This window comes from Rossellomorea sp. YZS02 (genome assembly GCF_033963925.1).
Classification (GTDB): Bacteria; Bacillota; Bacilli; order Bacillales; family Bacillaceae_B; genus Rossellomorea.
The window spans coordinates 13,621-31,693 of record NZ_JAXBLY010000023.1 but is presented as its reverse complement, the minus strand read 5'-3'; the positions used below and the strand labels follow the sequence as shown (position 1 = coordinate 31,693).

The window sequence follows — 18,073 nt, the reverse complement described above, 5'->3', positions numbered from 1 at the left end:
TTTCGTGGTGGATTTTTATGAAATAATATTTTTTTATTTCATTAATTGAGTTAAAATTATTTTCACAGATGTCCCATAGGAGGTTTCTTTAACCATGGATGAAAACGCTCAACATTGTTTTCCACGAATCCGTTCTCATTATTCGAAACTTAGTCAAAAAGAAAAGATGATTGCTGATTTTATTATTGCTAATCCTGAAAAAATTATCCACACAACCATCAGTGGTGTCGCAGAGTATCTTGGTATTGCAGATGCCACAGTTTTCAGATTCTGCAAACGATTGGGCTATAAAGGCTACCAGGCAATGAAAATTTCATTGGCTTCTGATATTGTGACGCCGATTAAAGATATCCATGAAACCATCAATGAACAAGATTCAGAAGGCGTGATCGCCCAAAAAGTTTTCCGATCCAATATGAGGAGCCTCGAAGACTCATTGAGGATATTGGATGAGGAAGCCTTCCAAAAAGCAGTTCATGCAATGCTTCATGCAAGAAGAACCGAATTCTACGGTACAGGGGGATCCGGTTTTATTGCCATGGATGCCCATCATAAGTTCCTAAGAACAGGGATGGCCACTACCGCCTATAATGATTCCCATATGCAACTCATATCGGCTTCTCAGCTAACAGAAGAAGATGTGATCGTCTTTATCTCTCACTCAGGAGCGAACAAAGATTTATTGGAAGTATTGGAGGTTGCAAAGAAAAATCGTATTAAGACCATTGCCATCACCCACTTCGCTAAATCTCCTTTAAGCAACAGAGTGGACATTCCACTATTCACAGTCTCACAGGAAACCGAGTACCGTGGAGAAGCACTGGCTTCAAGAATCAGTCAGCTGAGTATCGTTGACGCCCTTTATGTAAACATCATGAAGAAACGAAAAGAACTTTCCAAAGCCTCCCTGCAAAAATTACGTGACGCGATATCCATTAAAAAGGTATAGCCAAATAGAGGGACGGACCTTTCAAGGTCCGTCCCTCTTCTCCATTCCCTTAAAATCCCCATAAAAAAACAGGCTCACGAATGAGCCTGTTCTTGAAGTTGTAAAGTTAGATTATGCTTTACGTACGTTAGCTGCTTGTGGTCCACGAGCACCTTGTTCAACGTCGAAAGATACTTCTTGACCTTCGTCAAGAGATTTGAAACCTTCACCTTGAATCGCTGAGAAGTGTACGAATACGTCGTCTCCACCTTCTACTTCGATGAATCCGAAACCTTTTTCTGCGTTAAACCATTTTACTTTACCATTTTCCATGTTTGTTGCCTCCTAAAGTGCATTTGAGCACCATGTATTACTATTCTTGCGATATCAGGTGAAAACCAAATCGTGTTCTTCCCTCGTATACCGGACAAAAATAATTCTTTTATAGAATAACAGTAATGAAACAAATAAGCAAGTTCTTGAAGGAGAAGTTTTGAAAGTCAGACCTCCTACATAATTGTACTGAATACCGTGATCAGTATATGTCTTTTTAACCCATTCACTTGTTTTCCCCCTCTTTCATTCAACGATATCGACCTTTTGGCGGATGTAACCGTTTTACTAATATAAACACTCATGGGGTTCTAAAATCAGGGGAAAACTGTGGTATAATGAACAAAGATGAAAGGGAGTGCCCAATGAAATCCACAAAAAATCGGTTTAGCAATGGTTCTATGGTGACAATCAAGGAAACTGGCGAAACAGTGACAGTAATGAAGTGGCAATATGTAAAAAACATGAAGCGGTATTCATATATCGTAAAAGAACATCCAGGCACATTTTATTTTGAAGAGGAACTGGAATTAAAATAAAAATGCTATCATCTTAATAATTATTTTGACAGGGACTCTCTCATGAACACAGCAGAGTCCTTTTTCATTCCCATTGCACATTTGACGTCAAAAAAAGCCTGCATCCTAAAGGATGCAGGCTTTTCCATATGTATGACCTGTGAGGGATTCGAACCCACGACCCCTTCCCTGTCAAGGAAGTGCTCTCCCACTGAGCTAACAAGTCGCGATGCAAGGTACATATTCTATTATATTCATATAATGAGAATTGTCAATGACTTATCGTAAATTTTTTCTGAATTCATCTTCCAATGCATAAAAGAACACCTGTTCGCATATACTATTTGTATCAATAACACCCGGGGTGCCCAATGTTGATCAAAATTCAGCGTTCTTTGATAGAACGACAGCCGATTGAAATGATTTATATGAATGCAAGGCTTGAATGTACCAAGAGAAAGGTACTGGTAAGGAGAATTGAAAAAGACTATATCACCGCTTACTGCTTCTTCAGAAATGATATTCGCAGGTTTAAAATTCAAGACATTTTGGCAGTTTCTTATCCCCCCACCCTCCGCTGATCCTACCAATACAAAAGGCTGAACCCATAGTGGGCTCAGCCTTGATTTATTTTATGCTGTTGCTCTTGTTGGTGTCTTATCTTCTCTCTTAATGAAAAATTGCAGTGCAAGCATGATTCCAAATAAAACCAAACCAATGATATCAGACATGCCTTCTGGATAAATGAGTAATAATCCTGCAGCTACGCAAAGGAATCGTTCGATGACGAATACTCTACGATACCAATAACCGATCATACCTGCCCCAATCGCCATCATCCCGGTCACGGCCGTAAAGACAACCCATATCAGCCTCGGGATGGTTGTATCGATCATCAACAATTCCGGGGACAATACGAACATGTAAGGTATGATAAAAGCGGCAATGGCCAACTTAGCAGAATTGACCCCTGTCCGTATCGGTTCTCCTCCCGACACCCCGGCGGCGGCAAAGGCAGCCAGTGCCACAGGCGGCGTGATATCAGCAATGATACCGAAATAAAATACGAATAAGTGAGCGGCTAACTCAGGTGCTCCCAATAATATGATTGCAGGAGCAGCGATCGTGGATGTGATGACATAGTTCGCCGTAGTTGGAGAACCCATGCCGAGTACAATCGACGCAATCATCGTAAACACCAATGTTAGGATCAGCTTACCTTCGGTGGAATTGGTAAGATCCGCTGCCAGGTCAACCAGACCATTCGCAAGGGTCAACCCTAGACCAGTCTTAGTCACGACCCCTACGATCATACCTGCTGCGGCTGTTGCCACTGCTACAGACAAAGCTGTCCTCGCCCCGTCCACAAGCGCATCTACCGCATCCCTGAAACCGATTCTTGTATCTTTCCTAATCGCACTAATGGCGACTGTGGCAACAATAGACCAAAGTGCCGCACGCATGACGCTCATTCCGCTCACTAACAAAATGATGACCGTTAGGATTGGAAGCAGCAAGTAAATTTTCTTGAACACTTCTTTACGGTCTGGCATCTCATCATCGGATAAACCCCGAAGGCCGATCCGCTTCGCTTCAAAGTGTGTCATGATCCAGATACCTGTGAAATAAAGAATGGCTGGAATAGAGGCAGCTTTGGCAATATCCCAATACGAAATACCGCCGATGAATTCCACCATCAGGAAAGCAGCAGCTCCCATGATCGGTGGCATCAACTGACCACCGGTTGAAGCGGCAGCCTCTACCCCGCCGGCAAACTCTTTACGATACCCCAGTTTTTTCATCATAGGGATTGTGAAGGAACCCGATGTCACGACGTTCGCAACGGAGCTCCCGCTGATGGTCCCTTGAAGGGCACTGGAGAAGATCGCAACCTTTGCAGGTCCTCCGACACGTTTACCAGCAATGGACACGGCCAAATCATTAAAATACTGACCGACGCCAGTCTTCACAAGGAATGCCCCAAACAATAAGAATAAGAAGATGAATGTGGCTGAAACATATAATGGTGTCCCCAAGATCCCTTCACTTGTGAAGAACATCGTTTTCACGATATCGTCCCAATCATAACCCCTGTGAGCCAGGAATCCAGGCATCAACCTGCCATAATACATATATAGGATAAATGCAGATGCGATGATCGTAATCGGTAACCCCACCGCACGTCGAGTAGCTTCCAATACAAGAATCATAGCAGCGAAACCGACATAAAAGTCCAGTTGAGTCATCAATCCGACCCTGCTGACGATATCATCCTGCATGATCGGCCAGTATGCACCAATTCCTACAGAAATGGCTGAAAGTACAATATCATACCAGGCAATCTTGTCTTTCTTCAAATATTTCTTGCGGGCAGGAAATAACAGAAACACTAATGAAAGGGCGAACCCTAAGTGTATAGACAAAAGCAATTGCCGTGGGATGAATTGGAAGATGGATGCTACTAATTGAAATAAAGAAAATGCCAATAACCCGAAGAATATTATCCATTTGAACGTTCCGTGATGGAATTTCCTGGTGGAAGATTCCGGATCGTATTTTTCAAGTAACTCTTGTTGTTGCTCTGCAGTCAAAGATTCAAACTCTTTATCTTTTTCCAACTACAGTCACTCCTTTCCACTGGTTGTAAAGTGATTGTTTCTTCAATTGAACCCGAACGACAGACCCTTTATCAAAATAGTCTGCTAAAGGATATTCCCTCCCGTCAAGCACGAGACGGTGATTCGCGACGACTTGGCCAATCCTGATATCAATGTAAGGAAACACTCTCTCCATATTAGAAATTAAATACTTGCCTTCCTTCGTCACTTCAAAGATTTCATTTCCTTCTGCATTGGCCGGCATACCAATGGCAGTATCTTCATAAAGTAATTTAGTTTGTTGAATTTGATTTGAGGATGTCGTCACATAAAACTCTTCTACTTCTGATAAATGAATAGAGTGAGTATATCGAACCGAAAACGAATGATTGTCGGTGAGGCTGAAAAGGACAGAGTCCCCTGTTGTACTTCTCGGTTCTACAACCAAAAAGGTATGTAAGGGTATAAAAAGGCTGAATCCGATACATAGAATCAGGAGAATTGCTCCCAGGGATGTATATTTCCTCATAAAGAATTCCCCACCATTCCATTGTTAGGCTTTTAGCTGAAACCAAAACAAAAGAATAGACCGTAAGCGGCCTATCCCTTTGTTCATCTTCTGGTGTGAACCTATTCCATTGAAATTCCTTTTTCATCAAAGTATTTCTTTGCACCAGGGTGTAATTCGATTCCCATACCTTTAAGGCCGTCTTCCGCCTTAATCAACTTACCTTTAGCGTGGGTGATTTGATCTGTGTTTTCAAAAATGGCTTTTGTTACATCATAAATGACATCTTCTGAAATATCAGCGTTTGTCACTAACATGGCACGAACTGCCACGGTTGTCACGGCATCGTCCACTTTACTGTACGTTCCTGCAGGGATTTCATCTTCAGAATAGTAAGGGTACTTCTCAATCAACTCGTTGACTTTGTCTGACTCGACAGGTACGATCGCGATGTCTTCTGTCGCAGCCAATCCTTCGACCGCTCCAGTCGGAGTACCAGACGTGATGAACGCCGCATCGATTGTACCATCCTGAATACCAGTAGTTGAATCATCGAATGATAGGTTACGAGCTTCTAAGTCTTCCAGTTTGATTCCGTGTACTTCCAGGATCTGAGTTGCATTCAATAGTGTACCTGAACCGGCTTCACCAACTGAAACGACTTTCCCTTTAAGGTCTTCCACTGATTTGATACCAGAATCCTTCGTTGTAACGATTTGGATTGTTTCTGGATAAAGAGTCGCGATACCTCTTGCGTTCTCCACCTTGTTATCCTTGAACATTTCCGTTCCTTCAGAAGCATAAGAAGCAATATCCGTTTGTGTAAAAGCGATTTCAGTTTTGCCGTCTTTCACAGCGGCCATATTCTCAGCAGATGCACCTGAAGTGGATGCTGAGGACTTGATTCCTGTTTCATCCTCGATAATCTTAGCGAATGTTCCGCCTAACGGGTAATATGTACCCCCTGTTCCACCTGTAGCAATACCAATGAAGTCAACCTCTTTGTTTCCTTCACCATCAGATGATGAACCTCCACCTGATCCGCCGCCGCAAGCAGCAAGAATGACAGATAGAACTAGAAGTAGTGCAGTGCTTAGAAATAAACTGCGTTTTTTCATATTCTAATTCCCCCTATTAAATTTTATACGTTAACGAAATAATTGTAACACAGCCTGTAACAATCTTGTCAAATCAAATACATAAAGTTTTAACATTTTTCATAAAAACCCTTCTAGAATCATTCCCCAGTCAGCCGAAACCCTTACCCGGGGCTAAGGCAAAGAGCACGGAAATGCATAGGGAATGTATAAAGCGTTTCCATTTAATGCAACTTCTTTTCTTCTGAGACGTAAATTTGTCCTCACAAAAAGGACTGATGATGTATGAGCATCCATCAGTCCCTTCTGTTATATATCAGGTGTTTGTTTCAGCCGATCAATTCCTCGTCCTCAAACTTCAGCTTATCTTCTTCAGAAATATTTTCTTCCAGGTCCCTTTGAGTATGAGCAATCCTTGAAGATGCATTGGCAGCGATGCTCGCTACAATATCATCCAAAAAGGTATGTACACCATTCCCTTTTTTCGTATCCAACTCCCTGATGATACCGATTTTATTCTTATCCAGATGACCGAACGTCGTAACGGCAATGCTTCCATATCCCAAGGCTGCTCCCAGTGCAATGGTCTCGTCAACTCCAAACAGTCCTTCATCCATTTCGACAATTGATTGAAGGGGCTCTGAAAGTCTTTTCTCCTCCGCAAGCTGATCCAATTCGACTCCTACCAGAATGGCATGCTGAATCTCTCTTTTTAACAACACTTTTTTCACGCTATCAATGCAATCTTCCATATGGAGATCAGTATTATATGGATACTGCATTTCATAGACGATATCGGCTATATCCTCTATGGAAACACCACGATCCTTAAGCCTTTTTAATGCAGCTTTGGTCACATCTTTTGAATGAACAGGTTTATTCATATTAAATCCCCTCTCTATACAAACACTTTCCTATTAAAATTATAACACTTTTTTGAATATTCGTATCGGAATTCGCTTTCGGGTATTATGTAAGAGATTATGATACAATCTTCCTGTAAACGTTAACACTGATTATAGGAGGCTATCGTCATGACAACCGCAAGAGGAAACGTAACCGAATTAACCCTCTTTAGTAAAGAACTGAATGAGGAGATGAAGATGCTTGTTTATTTGCCTGCAACATTCTCTCCTCTTTATAAATATTCCCTGCTCATCGCTCAGGATGGGAAAGATTACTTCCAACTGGGAAGGATCCCGCGACTCGCGGATGAACTGCTTTCAAACAGGGAAATTGAAAATATGATCATTGTGGGGGTACCGTATAAAGACGTTGAGGATCGAAGAAGGAAATACCACCCCCATGGTGAGGAAAATGATGCTTATATCCGCTTTCTGGCACATGAATTGGTTCCTTATTTAGATGAGCATTATCCGACCCATCATATGGGTATGGGGCGTGCCCTTGTTGGAGATTCATTGGGAGCAACGGTGTCGCTTATGACCGCATTGAAATACCCTCATACATTTGGCAAGGTTCTCCTTCAATCACCTTTTGTCGATGAGAAAGTACTGGATGCAGTGGAAGGGTTCACACAGCCTCATCTTCTAAGCATCTACCACATCATAGGCCAAGGGGAAACCGAAGTGAAGACGACTGACGGGAAGATAAAGGACTTTTTACAACCCAACAGACAGCTTCATGAATTATTCGACAGCAAAGGGTTCTCTTCTTTCTACGATGAATTCGACGGAGATCATACATGGAAGTATTGGCAGCCAGATTTAAAACGCGCTGTCAAAATGATGTTCAGCTGATCAGGATGACTTTCTAGCCGGCGAGGGGACAACCCTTGCCGGCTATGAACGTCAACACTCTGGAATCACATCATTCCTCTTTCGTTCGCCCTATATTAAATTTTTGAAAAATTTGCTATACTGTACTTATTACAATGATAGTTAAATAGAGGAGGATTGAAGAAAATGAATTATGGTATAGTCATTTTCCCATCGAAAAAGCTACAAGATATCGCGAACTCTTACAGGAAACGCTATGATCCTCATTATGCATTGGTCCCGCCACATTTGACATTAAAAAACGTCTTTAGCGCAGATGATGATCAAATCAAAGATATTGCCGGGAAACTTTCCGCGATTTCAAAAAAATACGATCCATTCAATTTAAAAGTGTATAAAGTAAGCTCCTTTCAACCTGTGAATAACGTCATTTATTTCAAAGTTGAGTCTAAGCCTGAACTGCAAGGGTTGCACGATGATATGCATAATCAGAATTTCATGGGTGACGAGCCGGAATTCGCTTTCGTTCCTCATATCACCATTGCCCAGAAACTTTCAAATGATGAGCATTCGGATATCTTTGGATCACTGAGCATGCTTGGAATCGATCATGAAGAAACAATCGACCGATTTCACTTGTTGTATCAGTTAGAAAATGGCTCCTGGACCGTTTACGAAACATTCCGATTAGGAAAGGAAGAATAACGTGAACGTTGTAGTTGCTAACACAGAAGAACAGATCCAAGATGTTTTTACTATTAGAAAAACCGTTTTTGTAGAAGAGCAGCAGGTTCCCCTTGAAGAAGAGATTGATGAACATGAGAATGACTCCATTCACTTCATTTTATATGAACAAAACAACGCTGTCGGTGCCGGCCGATTCCGTATTCTAGACGGGATGGGCAAAGTAGAAAGAATCTGCGTCCTGAAAAACATGAGGGGAAAAGGTGCAGGTCGTGAACTGATGCTCGGTATTGAAGAATATGCAAAGAATCAGCCATTATCACAATTGAAATTAAACGCTCAAACCTACGCTATCCCTTTTTATGAAGGATTGGGCTATGAAGTTACATCCGATGAATTCCTTGACGCAGGCATCCCTCATAAAACAATGAGCAAACATATTTAAAAGAACATGAAATCTGGTTTCTGAACCAGATTTCATGTTCTTTTTTATTTCTTTCTTCGTATATTCAGAACTGCTCTCGTCGATAATGGAGAAGTGTATGGAAAGGGGGAGAATCCATGGAAATCAAATCTATAGCCATTGAATTGATCGTTGGATATTTCGCATTGCTCATCTTGACAAAAATCCTGGGAAAAACACAAATCACTCAAATATCAGCTTTTGATTTCATTTCCGCTTTAATTCTTGGGGAACTAGTTGGGAACTCCCTCTATGACGGGGAAACAACCGTGTTTCAAATTCTTGCTGCCATCTCGATATGGGGTAGTTTGATCTTCATTACGGAATACTTCACTCAGAAATCAAGGCGTTTTCGACATATGCTTGAAGGAACTCCATCATTAATCATTAATAAAGGCAAAATAAATTATAATGAACTGAAGAAGAATCATCTGGATTTGAATCAGCTTCAGCATTTACTCCGGGCAAAGGATGTATTCGCTGTTAGAGAATGTGAATATGCCCTTTTGGAATCAGATGGCACGTTGAGCGTCATTCGGAAGCCTCTTTATGACATGGTACAACGTCAGGATCTTCAACTACCCATCCAGTCGGCCACCCTCCCCCTTTCATTGATCGTCGATGGGGAAATTGTTTATGATAATTTGACCCTTGCCGGGCAAGAAGAAGCTTGGTTGATGAATGAATTAAAAAAACAAGGCTTCCCCTCCTCCAAGGACGTCCTTTACGCCGAATGGGAGGATGGAAAAACCTTATTGGTTCAAGGGTATTAAAGTGGATTGATCATGAGTTCATTTTTTTCGATTGAAAATGACAGAAGTTTCTTGCGTTCAAGGCTTGTAAGATAGGCTGTCACCGATGTTCTGAACAGTAGCCACTGCCCCACATTCGCTACGTAGATGCCGACGAGGTCCAAATATCTTCTAAAGATTCGGTCGAATGTCTCTCCGTTTGGACTTTCATTTACCAAGGCTAATAGAGAGTTCAATCTTTCTTCGTGAAGATCCATATTTTCCTTCACCGTTTTAGTTAAATTCTCTTCGAAGCTTCCATGCCCGGGGATCGCTCCTTCACATGAGATGTGAAGGAGTTTTTCTAATGAATCCAATGTTTGGTCCGCATCTACAATAAAGGGGATCACGTGCTTCTTTAACGTTTCACTTCCAAAATAACTATCTGCTGCATATAAAATACCCTCGACCAGAAGTCCAGCCTGACTATACGAATGCCCCGGTAAGTCAATGACATCAAAGGTGAACGGACCAATGGTGTTCTTTCCAGCCATGAGCTCCCCTTCCACCTCTACTGCCTGTCCTTCTAGGAATTTATTGCGTAAATCTTGTATAGGAACCGCACCATTGAATAAATAAATGGGTTCCAAAATAGGATTCTCCATTATTGCTTTTTCCAATTTAGGGGCATACACTGGTATGCTGTACTTTTTCTTAAGATGACAGGCACCTCCGAAATGATCGGCATGGGCATGGGTGATCACACAATAATCAAGAGGATGTCCTTCATCCTCCAATATCCTGATCACCTTCTTCATGGATGAATCATCCAATCCGCTGTCGATCAAAAGCCCCTTTCCCCCTTTCATACAATAACCGATATTAACGGCACCGGTAAATGCAAAGCAATGTTCTGTGAATTTCTGAAGTTTCACGATCATACCTCCAAAGAATCGGTTCCCTAAACATATTCGTTAATGTGATTCCCTTTTCCTGTTAGTTTAGCCAATAAACTTGAAGGGATGGGTGCTTTGAAAGTTGGCTGGTATGAATTTTCATGTTGATTTGAATGATGGTCTCCATAACGGGTTTCTGTTGCTTCAGGGTTGGTTTGTGATTTGTTTTTCAGTGGTTTGATGGGCTGTATGGGGAAAAAGCTGAACGGGTGTTTATCAACTTTCATATCTCTTTCCTGATATTGTTTATACTGATAGTGAGGAATTGGCGCAATGTATCCCATTGTTATGACCTCCTTGGTTTTATGTACCCAATTTGGGATTTTGAGAAACGTGTGGACGCATAACTTCAAAGCCACACATGAGTTCCGATCAAAAAGAAAGAAGAATTAACATAAAATACGTGAGTTCACGTTTCTTTATGTCCATTCTTCTTATCTTTGTGAGGATTATTTTATTTCTTTCCCTTGTTTAACATATTGGAAATTGTGCTGAAGTCCAATTGCTTTCCGTCGTTGACGATCGATTGGACAATTTTATCTTCCATTTCCTTGTTCACAGGTTTATTTGCAATTTTAGATACACGCTTGATGACGCTTCTGACCGTTGCTTCATCTTTAAAGTTCGCATTTTGTAATGAGTTAGCAAGCTCCAACACTTCGTTCATGTTAACGCCTGTCTTCTTCTCTAAATTCTTAAAAAAGTTATTATTCATTTTCATCACGCCTCCTTTTAACTATAAGCATCTTATGTCAAAAACCCAGGAGCGTGAATTTAAAATGAAATAATATCCTTTCGGACAAAACAAAAAGACAAAATCCATTCAACTTAAGGATTCTGCCTTTTGTACCCCTTTCTAACAGAAGCTAGCTCCAACGATAATCAAGAGAATGAAAAGCACAACGATCAATACAAATGTCGAACCATAACCGCCGCCGCCATATCCACAGCCACCGTATCCATATCCATACATATAATTTCACCTCTCTTTTACCTTTAGTCTCTTATAACATATGTACAAAGTGAGGATAACGTATGGGCTATTGGATATTTTATTGTGTGTTTGTCCAATCATACAGATCAAAGGTCAGGTTGCCTTCAGAATCTAACTGTGCCAGAAAGATGGACTCTATCTTCAGTTTCCTTTTTGATAATTCTTTCACTAACCATGGCAGGGGGAATCCTACTTCGGACAGCGCTTTTTGATCGACTTTTCCATCTGTAATGACAGCTTGTGGTGGGGTGGATTTTTGTGATATTCCAAATACATCTTCTCGAACAAGAGGCTGTTTTTCTTTTTTCAATAAGACACTTAAATCCCCATTTGTATCAAGTGATGCAAATTCTACATCGGCTGCCCTGAACACGTCTTTTTTCCTTAATTGTTCCAAAAGTTCATCTACAGAATATTTTTCTTTTTTTAATGCCTTTTCATCGATATTTCCATCCTTTATGAATACAGCCGGCTTCCCTTCAGCAAATCTTCTAAAGCGGATGCTCTTCAGGGATAGGTAGGAAAACAGCAGGGGAAAAGCAAACCATAATAATATACTCATCAACCCTTCACTTAAGGGCAGGTTCAAGTCCATTGAGAGCGTTCCGGCAATGCTTCCCACTGTGATTCCTGTGATATATTCAAAAAAGGATAATTTAGATAGCTGCTTCTTGCCTAACAATTTGGTGATGGCAAACAAGGAAAGCAGGATAAAAATACTGCGTAATGCCACCTGTAAGTATTCAGGCATCTATTCTCACCTCAATCATCCCTTTGGTTTAAACAAAAGCGCTCCAATGAATCCGAATATGATAGCAGAAGAAATCCCTGAGCTTGTGACTTCGAACATACCAGTAAGTACCCCGACAAGCCCATGTTCCTGTGATTCCTGCATGGCCCCATTTACAAGTGCATTCCCGAAGCTCGTAATCGGAATGGTCGCTCCCGCCCCGGCAAAATCAATCAAAGGCTCGTAAAGTCCCAACCCTGAGAGGATGGCGCCTGAAACAACGAGCAGACTTAACGTGTGAGCCGGGGTTAATTTCGCTACATCAAACAGTAATTGACCGATTACACAGATGATACCGCCTATCGTAAAAGCCCAAAAAAACATCGCTAACACTTTGTAACCTCCTTTAAAAGCCCTACAAATATTCAATCGAAACCGCATGAGCAATACAAGGGATCGATTCGCCCTGCTGAAATGTCAGGGGTGATAATAATGCTCCTGTCGCTATGACCAGGATACGTTTATAGGTACCTTTCTTCATTTCATTCAATAAATGACCGTAAAGGACGGTAGCCGAACACCCAGGCCCGCTTGCCCCTGATTGGACCGGCTGGTTTTCCCCGTATATCAGCATCCCGCAATCTTGAAATTGCTGGTCGCTTAGCATGTAGCCTTTTTGCTTCAGCATTTCAAGAGCTGTTTGCCTCCCGATTTTCGCCAGATCCCCTGTAATGATGAGATCGTAATAGGAGGGATCTCTGTCCAGATCCTGAAAATGACCTGCTATCGTGTCCACTGCTGCAGGTGCCATCGCCCCTCCCATGTTGAATGGATCTTTCAAGCCCATATCCATGACTTTACCGATGGTGGCAGACGTAACCCTTGGAGTAGGAATGGTGACCAATGCACCCTCGCCGACCACGGCATAACCCGCTCCCGTTACGGTCCACTGTGCTGTAGGCGGCTTCTGTCCACCATACTCGGTAGGATAGCGAAACTGCTTCTCGGTTGCTGAATTGTGACTGGATGCTCCAGTGACCACGTGATGAGCTCCATGATAATTAACTAAAAATGCTGAAAGAGCGAGGCCTTCCATGGAAGTTGAACACGCTCCGAACAAACCGAAATATGGAATACCATTTGTTCTTGCAGCAAAGCTTGAAGGAGTGATTTGATTGATCAGGTCCCCAGTCAAGAAAAATTGAATATCACTCTTTTGAAGAGATTGTTTCTCCAAGGCAATCTGAACAGCATCCTCAATGAGAGTTCGATTGGCTTTTTCGTATGTGTCCTGCCCCATCCAAGTATCATCATAAAACTGGTCAAAATCTGCAGTAAGATTCCCCTTCTTTTCAAAAGGACCGCCGACAACCCCTGTTGAAAGGATTGCCGGATTTGATGAGAACACCCATGACCTTTTACCTTTCAGCATCAGATCACCCCCAATTGTATTAATATCGTTTTGATCAAGGCAACGACAAAGGCTGAGAACACTCCAAAGACAATGACTGAACCGGCCAGTTTAAAGATATTTCCTCCAACTCCGAGGACGAGGCCTTCTGTTCGATGCTCAATCGCTGCAGAAATCACGGCGTTCCCGAATCCAGTTACTGGTACCGCACTGCCTGCGCCGCCAAATTGCCCGATATGGTCATAAACGCCGAAGCCCGTCAGAAGCATGGCCAAAAACACCATTGTAGCAACCGTAGGATTTCCTGCTGTCTGCTCTGTGAAATTAAAAAAATAAATATACACATACGTGATTGCCTGTCCGATCAAACAGATGAAGCCTCCGACAAAGAATGCTTTTAATACATTTTTAAGGAGGGGCCGCTTCGTTTCATATTGTTTTTCTAACTGCTCATACTTCTTCTGTTCAGGTGTTTTAGGTGTTTTCCCCACAAACATCCCTCCTATTACGTTTTTTCTTTCTGAAGCTTCACGATTTCCTGAAACCTGGTTTCGGCATCCTTCTTTGAAATCGAGCCGATTTTTAGCTTTTCCTTTAAGCGGATGGTTTCGAGGAAGATTTTATAATCACTGGATAAAATGAAATCTTCCTTAGGATATTTATCTTCCAGATAGTGATCCATTTTCTTTTCGATCTTTTTCATTTTAAATCGGTGAAGATGTTTTACTTTGTATACAACCAGCGTTTCTTCTTTTCCCTGGATGACAGCCACATCATAGAGTTCCTCCATTTTGGAAATTTCCCTTTTAATGGCATGACCGTAGCTGTCAGTTTCAGGATTATCCACTAATTCGATCGGCGGCGGATTGGTTTTTTTCATAAGAGCTATCTTGCTGTCGCTTCCATCTTCTTTATTAGCGCATCCGATCAACACACATAAAGCAAGTGGAATGATGACTGAATTCTTGTTCATGCTATATCCCTCATTTTTTTGTACTCACCCATTATTTTTTTCATAAAGTCATTTTTTATGAAAAAAAGACTGCCCAGTTTGAGCAGTCTTAGCTTTTTTTCACTTTCGATCCACAACCGCATCCTTTTTTCTTAGTGGATGAGTTTCCTTGTTTCTTCGTATTTCCAGAGGTTTTCTTCACTTTTCATTTCCTCCTTTACCCTGTTTCCCTTTTCAGTATATGTGAAGAAACCCTAGCTTGTTTCCACTAATTACCTACGTCTTCAATCAGTTTTCCAACTTTGGACGGCCGCTTCTAAAATAGCCGCAACCCCGGCTACGGCTAAAAGGGTGATGAGAGGGTTGAAATACAATGGAAAGAAGAAAAACCCACCATATAGAAAGCAGGAAGCCCAAATTCCGGTACACCAGTAACAGGATAATAACTCTCCTATAAAACCCTTTAAGCCACCTTTTTTAGGTGTAAGATAAATGGCTTCCTCACCGTTCTCTTCCACTTCAATAGATTCATCAAAGAATGGCGCTCTTAGAAACTCCGTAATCTTATCCAATACAATCAGATGGGTCAGTCGAAAGACGGCTAAACCAAGGGCAATCAACTCCACTAAAGTCAGCTGCAATGAAAAAACTCCCTTCACATTTCAAATTATCCAAGCCCAAATTTCCAAAAGAGGGCAGATGTCCGTTACCTAATTGCCTACATGACAATATGTTAGTAATGTAAATGAAATTCATTTTAAGGAGGAACTTCTATATGGGTTGCGGAAGAGATAAAGACAAAAGTTCAAAAGATCGTGGTTGCGTATGTCAAGCCGTCCGTGCTATAAAAGATATCCAAGACGAAGCAAATCAAGAGTGTAACGATTGTAAAAACGATTGTTTCCTTGAGCCACTTGGTTCAATGGTGAGTCCTACTAACCGTTTGAATACTCGTATCTTCAAATTGTATCTTAAAAACGGTGAGACTTTTAAAGCGCATATCAAAGGATGCCCTTGGAAATCACCATTTTTCCGGGTGAAAGAAGTATTCGATAACTGCTGTGCGACTCTTCAAGTGCTGAAGCCTGACTATGCAGATACGACTGGTTCTAAATCAGGTTCAAGATCAGGTTCTGGTTCTGAAATGGAAACCATGGGCAACAACACTGAATGGATATTTACAGGAGAATGTATTACAGTTGACCTGGATTGCTTCTGTGCCATTCAATGTATCAAAGACGTACACGTATTCTTGGAATGCGAAGACTGATCCTTTAAAGTCTAGATAAAAAGCCAGCCGGGTATCCCGCCTGGCTCTTTTTTTTATTGAAGGCCGATCATTTTAATGGATACAACCTCATTCTTTTTCATTTTCACTTCTTCACCTTGAAAGCTCTTTACAGTTATAGCATCACCATCATCATTGAGCATGACACCCTTGACTGATATCCGACCATTTGAGAATTCACAAGGAAAAGGTACCTTTCCGTAGATGCTCTCCGAAATGTAGTCTATTTTTTCTTCGATCGACAGCTCCCGGAAAGGTTTCAATTTCCTAAAAGTAGCGGCCGCCGTTTTGCGTTCGGGAGGTTGAGGAATCGATTTTACCGCTTCGACTTTAGCTCCTTCCACCTGATCTTCATGGTGAATATATAATTGCTCGTCAAAGTATTTCTCTTCCTGTCTCTCTTGTCTCTCGGATGCTTCCAGCTGTTCAGTGGCTGATGAAATCTGGTTCTCAGGTTGAGTTTTGATCTGCGGCTTCTTGGGTGAACGGTAAGTCACCTGCATATTGCCTTTCACCTCATCTAATCTTGGCTGGTTAATATATAGCAAAGGTTCCTTCCCCGCTTTTTTCTCTGTTCTCACTAAGACACCTCCTAATTGTTCTCCACTTTTATATGTATGCAAAAGGCGCCCAGGGGTTTCGTTATTACCTAAAAATCCTCACGAATTCACAACGTTAATGATGAATAAATGAGGAAGTGCCTTCTGATTTGACTGAAGAATAAAAAAAGGACCAGGAAAGTAAATTCCCCAGCCCTTTAAATATGCTATTAACCTAACACGTGATACCCAGAATCCACGTGTAGATTCTCCCCGGTGATCCCCCTAGAGTAATCACTGAACAGGAACACTGCCGTATCCCCGACTTCTTCCTGAGTCGTATTACGGCGAAGTGGAGCACGCTCTTCTATTTCTTTCAAAATACTGTTGAAGTCTCCCACACCTTTCGCTGACAGCGTACGGATCGGGCCGGCAGAAATGGCATTTACACGGATACCATGTTTCCCAAGATCACTCGCAAGATATTTCACACTTGCTTCAAGAGAAGCTTTCGCTACACCCATCACGTTATAGTTTTGCATGACCCTCTCTCCACCAAGGTACGTCATGCTGACGATGCTTCCACCCTCTGTCATAAGGTCCTTCGCCACTTTGGCCACCGCCGTCAGGGAGTAAGAGCTGATATTGTGAGCAAGCAGGAAGCCGTCTCTTGTCGTATTCATATAATCTCCTGCAAGTTCTTCTTTGTTTGCGAACGCGATACAGTGGGCCAGACCATGAATGACACCCACTTCCTCCTTGATTGTCGCAAAGCATTTTTCAATATCTGCATCACTTGTCACATCACATGGCAGCACAAGTGAATCTTCTCCGCCTTCAAGTGTTTCTGCAAGGTCCCTGACACCCTTCTCAAAACGCTCACCTGCATATGTAAAGATTAAACGTGCACCGGATTGGTGCAAAGAACGGGCGATTCCCCAAGCGATACTGCGCTTATTTGCAACTCCCATTACCACATATGTTTTTCCTTTTAATGAAAGAGTCATTATTATCCTCCTAATTAATACATGTTATTAGTACCTACTACTAATTCTAACTCAAACCCGTTAAAAAGAAAAGAAGATTCCTATCCTATTCTCTTTTTCACATCTTCAATTTGTTGCAAATGTCTTTGTTCATGTTTACCGAGTAGCTCAAGAACCTGCCAGATCGGCATCTTCCCGAAGCGATGATGATTCATCGATTGGCGATCTAATCCCTCTTTTGTATAGTTCATTAGAAATTGGGTCGTGAGGGATCGTGACTCATCAAGTTCTTTCAATAAATCTTCCCTGCTTTGTTTATTGGTAGAGGGCTCGATCGGTGCTTTTAATTTTTGTGCCGGGTCATCAAATACGGATAAATCTACATCCGTTTCGCTCCTGCCCGAATGACTTTCAGCTGAATCCAGTGCCAAGGTCAAAAAGCGTGTTTCTGCGCCGGCCAAATGAAGAACAATCTGTGCGATGCTCCATTCCTCTGGCGAAGGTTTTTCATTCAGTTTTGCAAATGATAATCCTTCGAGGCTTTCCCTTACCTTTTCCCTGATTTCCATAATTCTCTTTTCCCACATCATTCATTCCTCCTTATTATTCCTTATATTAC

At 41.8% G+C, this 18,073-nt stretch carries 25 protein-coding genes and 1 tRNA gene; 7 read left to right on the top strand and 19 right to left on the bottom strand.

What is annotated here, in order from left to right; genetic code table 11:
* The first annotated feature begins 94 nt into the window (after positions 1–94).
* Positions 95–949 (top strand): MurR/RpiR family transcriptional regulator, encoded by an 855-nt coding sequence (locus SLH55_RS19780; protein WP_219169441.1) that lies wholly within the window; start codon positions 95–97, stop codon positions 947–949.
* A 111-nt stretch (positions 950–1,060) separates the two neighbouring features.
* Here SLH55_RS19780 and SLH55_RS19775 read toward each other — a convergent pair whose 3' ends face one another.
* A complete protein-coding gene (locus SLH55_RS19775; protein WP_034763533.1) occupies positions 1,061–1,261 on the bottom strand; it encodes a cold-shock protein in 201 nt (66 codons plus the stop codon).
* A 365-nt stretch (positions 1,262–1,626) separates the two neighbouring features.
* Between SLH55_RS19775 and SLH55_RS19770 the strand changes: the two genes are divergently transcribed.
* A complete protein-coding gene (locus tag SLH55_RS19770) occupies positions 1,627–1,800 on the top strand; it encodes a hypothetical protein (RefSeq protein WP_219169439.1) in 174 nt (57 codons plus the stop codon).
* Positions 1,801–1,933: 133 nt separating this feature from the next.
* Here the strand turns inward: SLH55_RS19770 and SLH55_RS19765 are convergent.
* The 5 genes from SLH55_RS19765 to SLH55_RS19745 all read right to left on the bottom strand — a co-directional run bounded on the left by SLH55_RS19765 (position 1,934) and on the right by SLH55_RS19745 (position 6,865).
* A tRNA-Val gene (locus SLH55_RS19765) sits at positions 1,934–2,005 on the bottom strand.
* A gap of 406 nt (positions 2,006–2,411) precedes the next feature.
* Positions 2,412–4,397: a TRAP transporter permease gene (locus SLH55_RS19760; protein ID WP_219169437.1), complete on the bottom strand. Its 1,986-nt coding sequence runs from the start codon at positions 4,395–4,397 to the stop codon at positions 2,412–2,414.
* Positions 4,384–4,905, bottom strand: a complete 522-nt coding sequence (locus tag SLH55_RS19755; protein ID WP_219169435.1) for a DUF1850 domain-containing protein — start codon at positions 4,903–4,905, stop codon at positions 4,384–4,386. The genes SLH55_RS19760 and SLH55_RS19755 overlap by 14 nt, the downstream gene beginning before the upstream one ends.
* 101 nt (positions 4,906–5,006) lie before the next feature.
* Positions 5,007–6,002 carry a TAXI family TRAP transporter solute-binding subunit gene (locus tag SLH55_RS19750; RefSeq protein WP_219169433.1) on the bottom strand — a complete coding sequence of 332 codons (996 nt, stop codon included), beginning with the start codon at positions 6,000–6,002 and terminating at the stop codon, positions 5,007–5,009.
* 308 nt (positions 6,003–6,310) lie between these two features.
* The gene (locus tag SLH55_RS19745; RefSeq protein ID WP_219169431.1) at positions 6,311–6,865 is read right to left on the bottom strand and encodes a phosphatidylglycerophosphatase A; all 555 of its coding nucleotides are present in this window, start codon (positions 6,863–6,865) and stop codon (positions 6,311–6,313) included.
* Positions 6,866–7,015: 150 nt separating this feature from the next.
* On the opposite strand from SLH55_RS19745, the gene SLH55_RS19740 reads away from it, so the two are divergent.
* The 4 genes from SLH55_RS19740 (at position 7,016) to SLH55_RS19725 (ending at position 9,640) form a co-directional block, all read left to right on the top strand.
* Positions 7,016–7,741 carry an esterase family protein gene (locus SLH55_RS19740; RefSeq protein ID WP_320324303.1) on the top strand — a complete coding sequence of 242 codons (726 nt, stop codon included), beginning with the start codon at positions 7,016–7,018 and terminating at the stop codon, positions 7,739–7,741.
* A 165-nt stretch (positions 7,742–7,906) separates the two neighbouring features.
* Positions 7,907–8,425 (top strand): YjcG family protein, encoded by a 519-nt coding sequence (locus SLH55_RS19735; protein WP_098352815.1) that lies wholly within the window; start codon positions 7,907–7,909, stop codon positions 8,423–8,425.
* Position 8,426: 1 nt separating this feature from the next.
* Positions 8,427–8,849: a GNAT family N-acetyltransferase gene (locus tag SLH55_RS19730; RefSeq protein WP_219169427.1), complete on the top strand. Its 423-nt coding sequence runs from the start codon at positions 8,427–8,429 to the stop codon at positions 8,847–8,849.
* A gap of 116 nt (positions 8,850–8,965) precedes the next feature.
* Positions 8,966–9,640 carry a DUF421 domain-containing protein gene (locus SLH55_RS19725; RefSeq protein WP_219169425.1) on the top strand — a complete coding sequence of 225 codons (675 nt, stop codon included), beginning with the start codon at positions 8,966–8,968 and terminating at the stop codon, positions 9,638–9,640.
* On the opposite strand, the gene SLH55_RS19720 is transcribed toward SLH55_RS19725, so the two are convergent.
* The 10 genes from SLH55_RS19720 to SLH55_RS19675 all read right to left on the bottom strand — a co-directional run bounded on the left by SLH55_RS19720 (position 9,637) and on the right by SLH55_RS19675 (position 15,282).
* Positions 9,637–10,533, bottom strand: coding sequence for an MBL fold metallo-hydrolase (locus SLH55_RS19720; RefSeq protein WP_219169423.1), 897 nt, complete (start codon positions 10,531–10,533; stop codon positions 9,637–9,639). The two genes, SLH55_RS19725 and SLH55_RS19720, sit on opposite strands and share 4 nt — an antisense overlap.
* 26 nt (positions 10,534–10,559) lie before the next feature.
* Positions 10,560–10,838 (bottom strand): hypothetical protein, encoded by a 279-nt coding sequence (locus tag SLH55_RS19715; protein WP_219169421.1) that lies wholly within the window; start codon positions 10,836–10,838, stop codon positions 10,560–10,562.
* Positions 10,839–11,008: 170 nt separating this feature from the next.
* Positions 11,009–11,269, bottom strand: coding sequence for a stage VI sporulation protein F (locus SLH55_RS19710; protein ID WP_219169420.1), 261 nt, complete (start codon positions 11,267–11,269; stop codon positions 11,009–11,011).
* A gap of 141 nt (positions 11,270–11,410) precedes the next feature.
* Positions 11,411–11,527 carry a YjcZ family sporulation protein gene (locus SLH55_RS19705; protein WP_082051146.1) on the bottom strand — a complete coding sequence of 39 codons (117 nt, stop codon included), beginning with the start codon at positions 11,525–11,527 and terminating at the stop codon, positions 11,411–11,413.
* A gap of 79 nt (positions 11,528–11,606) precedes the next feature.
* Complete coding sequence (locus SLH55_RS19700; protein ID WP_219169418.1) at positions 11,607–12,299, bottom strand: DUF421 domain-containing protein; 693 nt, start codon at positions 12,297–12,299, stop codon at positions 11,607–11,609.
* A 15-nt stretch (positions 12,300–12,314) separates the two neighbouring features.
* Positions 12,315–12,671, bottom strand: coding sequence for a stage V sporulation protein AE (gene spoVAE, locus SLH55_RS19695; RefSeq protein ID WP_219169416.1), 357 nt, complete (start codon positions 12,669–12,671; stop codon positions 12,315–12,317).
* Positions 12,672–12,693: 22 nt separating this feature from the next.
* Complete coding sequence (gene spoVAD / locus SLH55_RS19690; protein ID WP_219169414.1) at positions 12,694–13,710, bottom strand: stage V sporulation protein AD; 1,017 nt, start codon at positions 13,708–13,710, stop codon at positions 12,694–12,696.
* Positions 13,710–14,186, bottom strand: coding sequence for a stage V sporulation protein AC (spoVAC, locus tag SLH55_RS19685; RefSeq protein WP_219169413.1), 477 nt, complete (start codon positions 14,184–14,186; stop codon positions 13,710–13,712). Before spoVAC ends, spoVAD begins: the two co-directional genes overlap by 1 nt.
* A gap of 8 nt (positions 14,187–14,194) precedes the next feature.
* On the bottom strand, positions 14,195–14,662 hold the full coding sequence (locus tag SLH55_RS19680) for a sporulation protein (RefSeq protein ID WP_320324302.1): 468 nt from the start codon (positions 14,660–14,662) through the stop codon (positions 14,195–14,197).
* A 263-nt stretch (positions 14,663–14,925) separates the two neighbouring features.
* A complete protein-coding gene (locus tag SLH55_RS19675) occupies positions 14,926–15,282 on the bottom strand; it encodes a DUF1360 domain-containing protein (RefSeq protein WP_219169410.1) in 357 nt (118 codons plus the stop codon).
* Positions 15,283–15,416: 134 nt separating this feature from the next.
* Here SLH55_RS19675 and SLH55_RS19670 point away from each other — a divergent pair, with 134 nt between their 5' ends.
* Positions 15,417–15,911 (top strand): CotY/CotZ family spore coat protein, encoded by a 495-nt coding sequence (locus tag SLH55_RS19670; protein ID WP_219169409.1) that lies wholly within the window; start codon positions 15,417–15,419, stop codon positions 15,909–15,911.
* Between the two features lie 53 nt (positions 15,912–15,964).
* Here the strand turns inward: SLH55_RS19670 and SLH55_RS19665 are convergent, their stop codons facing one another.
* The 3 genes from SLH55_RS19665 to SLH55_RS19655 all read right to left on the bottom strand — a co-directional run bounded on the left by SLH55_RS19665 (position 15,965) and on the right by SLH55_RS19655 (position 18,041).
* On the bottom strand, positions 15,965–16,510 hold the full coding sequence (locus tag SLH55_RS19665; protein WP_320324301.1) for a CotO family spore coat protein: 546 nt from the start codon (positions 16,508–16,510) through the stop codon (positions 15,965–15,967).
* A 188-nt stretch (positions 16,511–16,698) separates the two neighbouring features.
* A complete protein-coding gene (gene fabI / locus SLH55_RS19660) occupies positions 16,699–17,475 on the bottom strand; it encodes an enoyl-ACP reductase FabI (RefSeq protein WP_219169405.1) in 777 nt (258 codons plus the stop codon).
* Between the two features lie 80 nt (positions 17,476–17,555).
* A complete protein-coding gene (locus SLH55_RS19655) occupies positions 17,556–18,041 on the bottom strand; it encodes a DinB family protein (RefSeq protein WP_320324300.1) in 486 nt (161 codons plus the stop codon).
* Positions 18,042–18,073 lie beyond the last annotated feature (32 nt).

Excerpts from the sequence above, each read along its gene's own strand:
- SLH55_RS19780 (WP_219169441.1), top strand. The coding sequence starts at position 95 with ATGGATGAAAACGCTCAACATTGTTTTCCACGAATCCGTTCTCATTAT.
- fabI (WP_219169405.1), bottom strand. The coding sequence starts at position 17,475 with ATGACTCTTTCATTAAAAGGAAAAACATATGTGGTAATGGGAGTTGCA.
- SLH55_RS19655 (WP_320324300.1), bottom strand. The coding sequence starts at position 18,041 with ATGTGGGAAAAGAGAATTATGGAAATCAGGGAAAAGGTAAGGGAAAGC.
- SLH55_RS19755 (WP_219169435.1), bottom strand. The coding sequence starts at position 4,905 with ATGAGGAAATATACATCCCTGGGAGCAATTCTCCTGATTCTATGTATC.
- spoVAC (WP_219169413.1), bottom strand. The coding sequence starts at position 14,186 with ATGTTTGTGGGGAAAACACCTAAAACACCTGAACAGAAGAAGTATGAG.
- SLH55_RS19745 (WP_219169431.1), bottom strand. The coding sequence starts at position 6,865 with ATGAATAAACCTGTTCATTCAAAAGATGTGACCAAAGCTGCATTAAAA.
- SLH55_RS19715 (WP_219169421.1), bottom strand. The coding sequence starts at position 10,838 with ATGGGATACATTGCGCCAATTCCTCACTATCAGTATAAACAATATCAG.
- SLH55_RS19750 (WP_219169433.1), bottom strand. The coding sequence starts at position 6,002 with ATGAAAAAACGCAGTTTATTTCTAAGCACTGCACTACTTCTAGTTCTA.
- SLH55_RS19775 (WP_034763533.1), bottom strand. The coding sequence starts at position 1,261 with ATGGAAAATGGTAAAGTAAAATGGTTTAACGCAGAAAAAGGTTTCGGA.
- SLH55_RS19710 (WP_219169420.1), bottom strand. The coding sequence starts at position 11,269 with ATGAATAATAACTTTTTTAAGAATTTAGAGAAGAAGACAGGCGTTAAC.
- SLH55_RS19705 (WP_082051146.1), bottom strand. The coding sequence starts at position 11,527 with ATGTATGGATATGGATACGGTGGCTGTGGATATGGCGGCGGCGGTTAT.
- SLH55_RS19670 (WP_219169409.1), top strand. The coding sequence starts at position 15,417 with ATGGGTTGCGGAAGAGATAAAGACAAAAGTTCAAAAGATCGTGGTTGC.
- SLH55_RS19735 (WP_098352815.1), top strand. The coding sequence starts at position 7,907 with ATGAATTATGGTATAGTCATTTTCCCATCGAAAAAGCTACAAGATATC.
- spoVAD (WP_219169414.1), bottom strand. The coding sequence starts at position 13,710 with ATGCTGAAAGGTAAAAGGTCATGGGTGTTCTCATCAAATCCGGCAATC.
- SLH55_RS19680 (WP_320324302.1), bottom strand. The coding sequence starts at position 14,662 with ATGAACAAGAATTCAGTCATCATTCCACTTGCTTTATGTGTGTTGATC.
- SLH55_RS19725 (WP_219169425.1), top strand. The coding sequence starts at position 8,966 with ATGGAAATCAAATCTATAGCCATTGAATTGATCGTTGGATATTTCGCA.
- SLH55_RS19740 (WP_320324303.1), top strand. The coding sequence starts at position 7,016 with ATGACAACCGCAAGAGGAAACGTAACCGAATTAACCCTCTTTAGTAAA.
- SLH55_RS19700 (WP_219169418.1), bottom strand. The coding sequence starts at position 12,299 with ATGCCTGAATACTTACAGGTGGCATTACGCAGTATTTTTATCCTGCTT.
- SLH55_RS19770 (WP_219169439.1), top strand. The coding sequence starts at position 1,627 with ATGAAATCCACAAAAAATCGGTTTAGCAATGGTTCTATGGTGACAATC.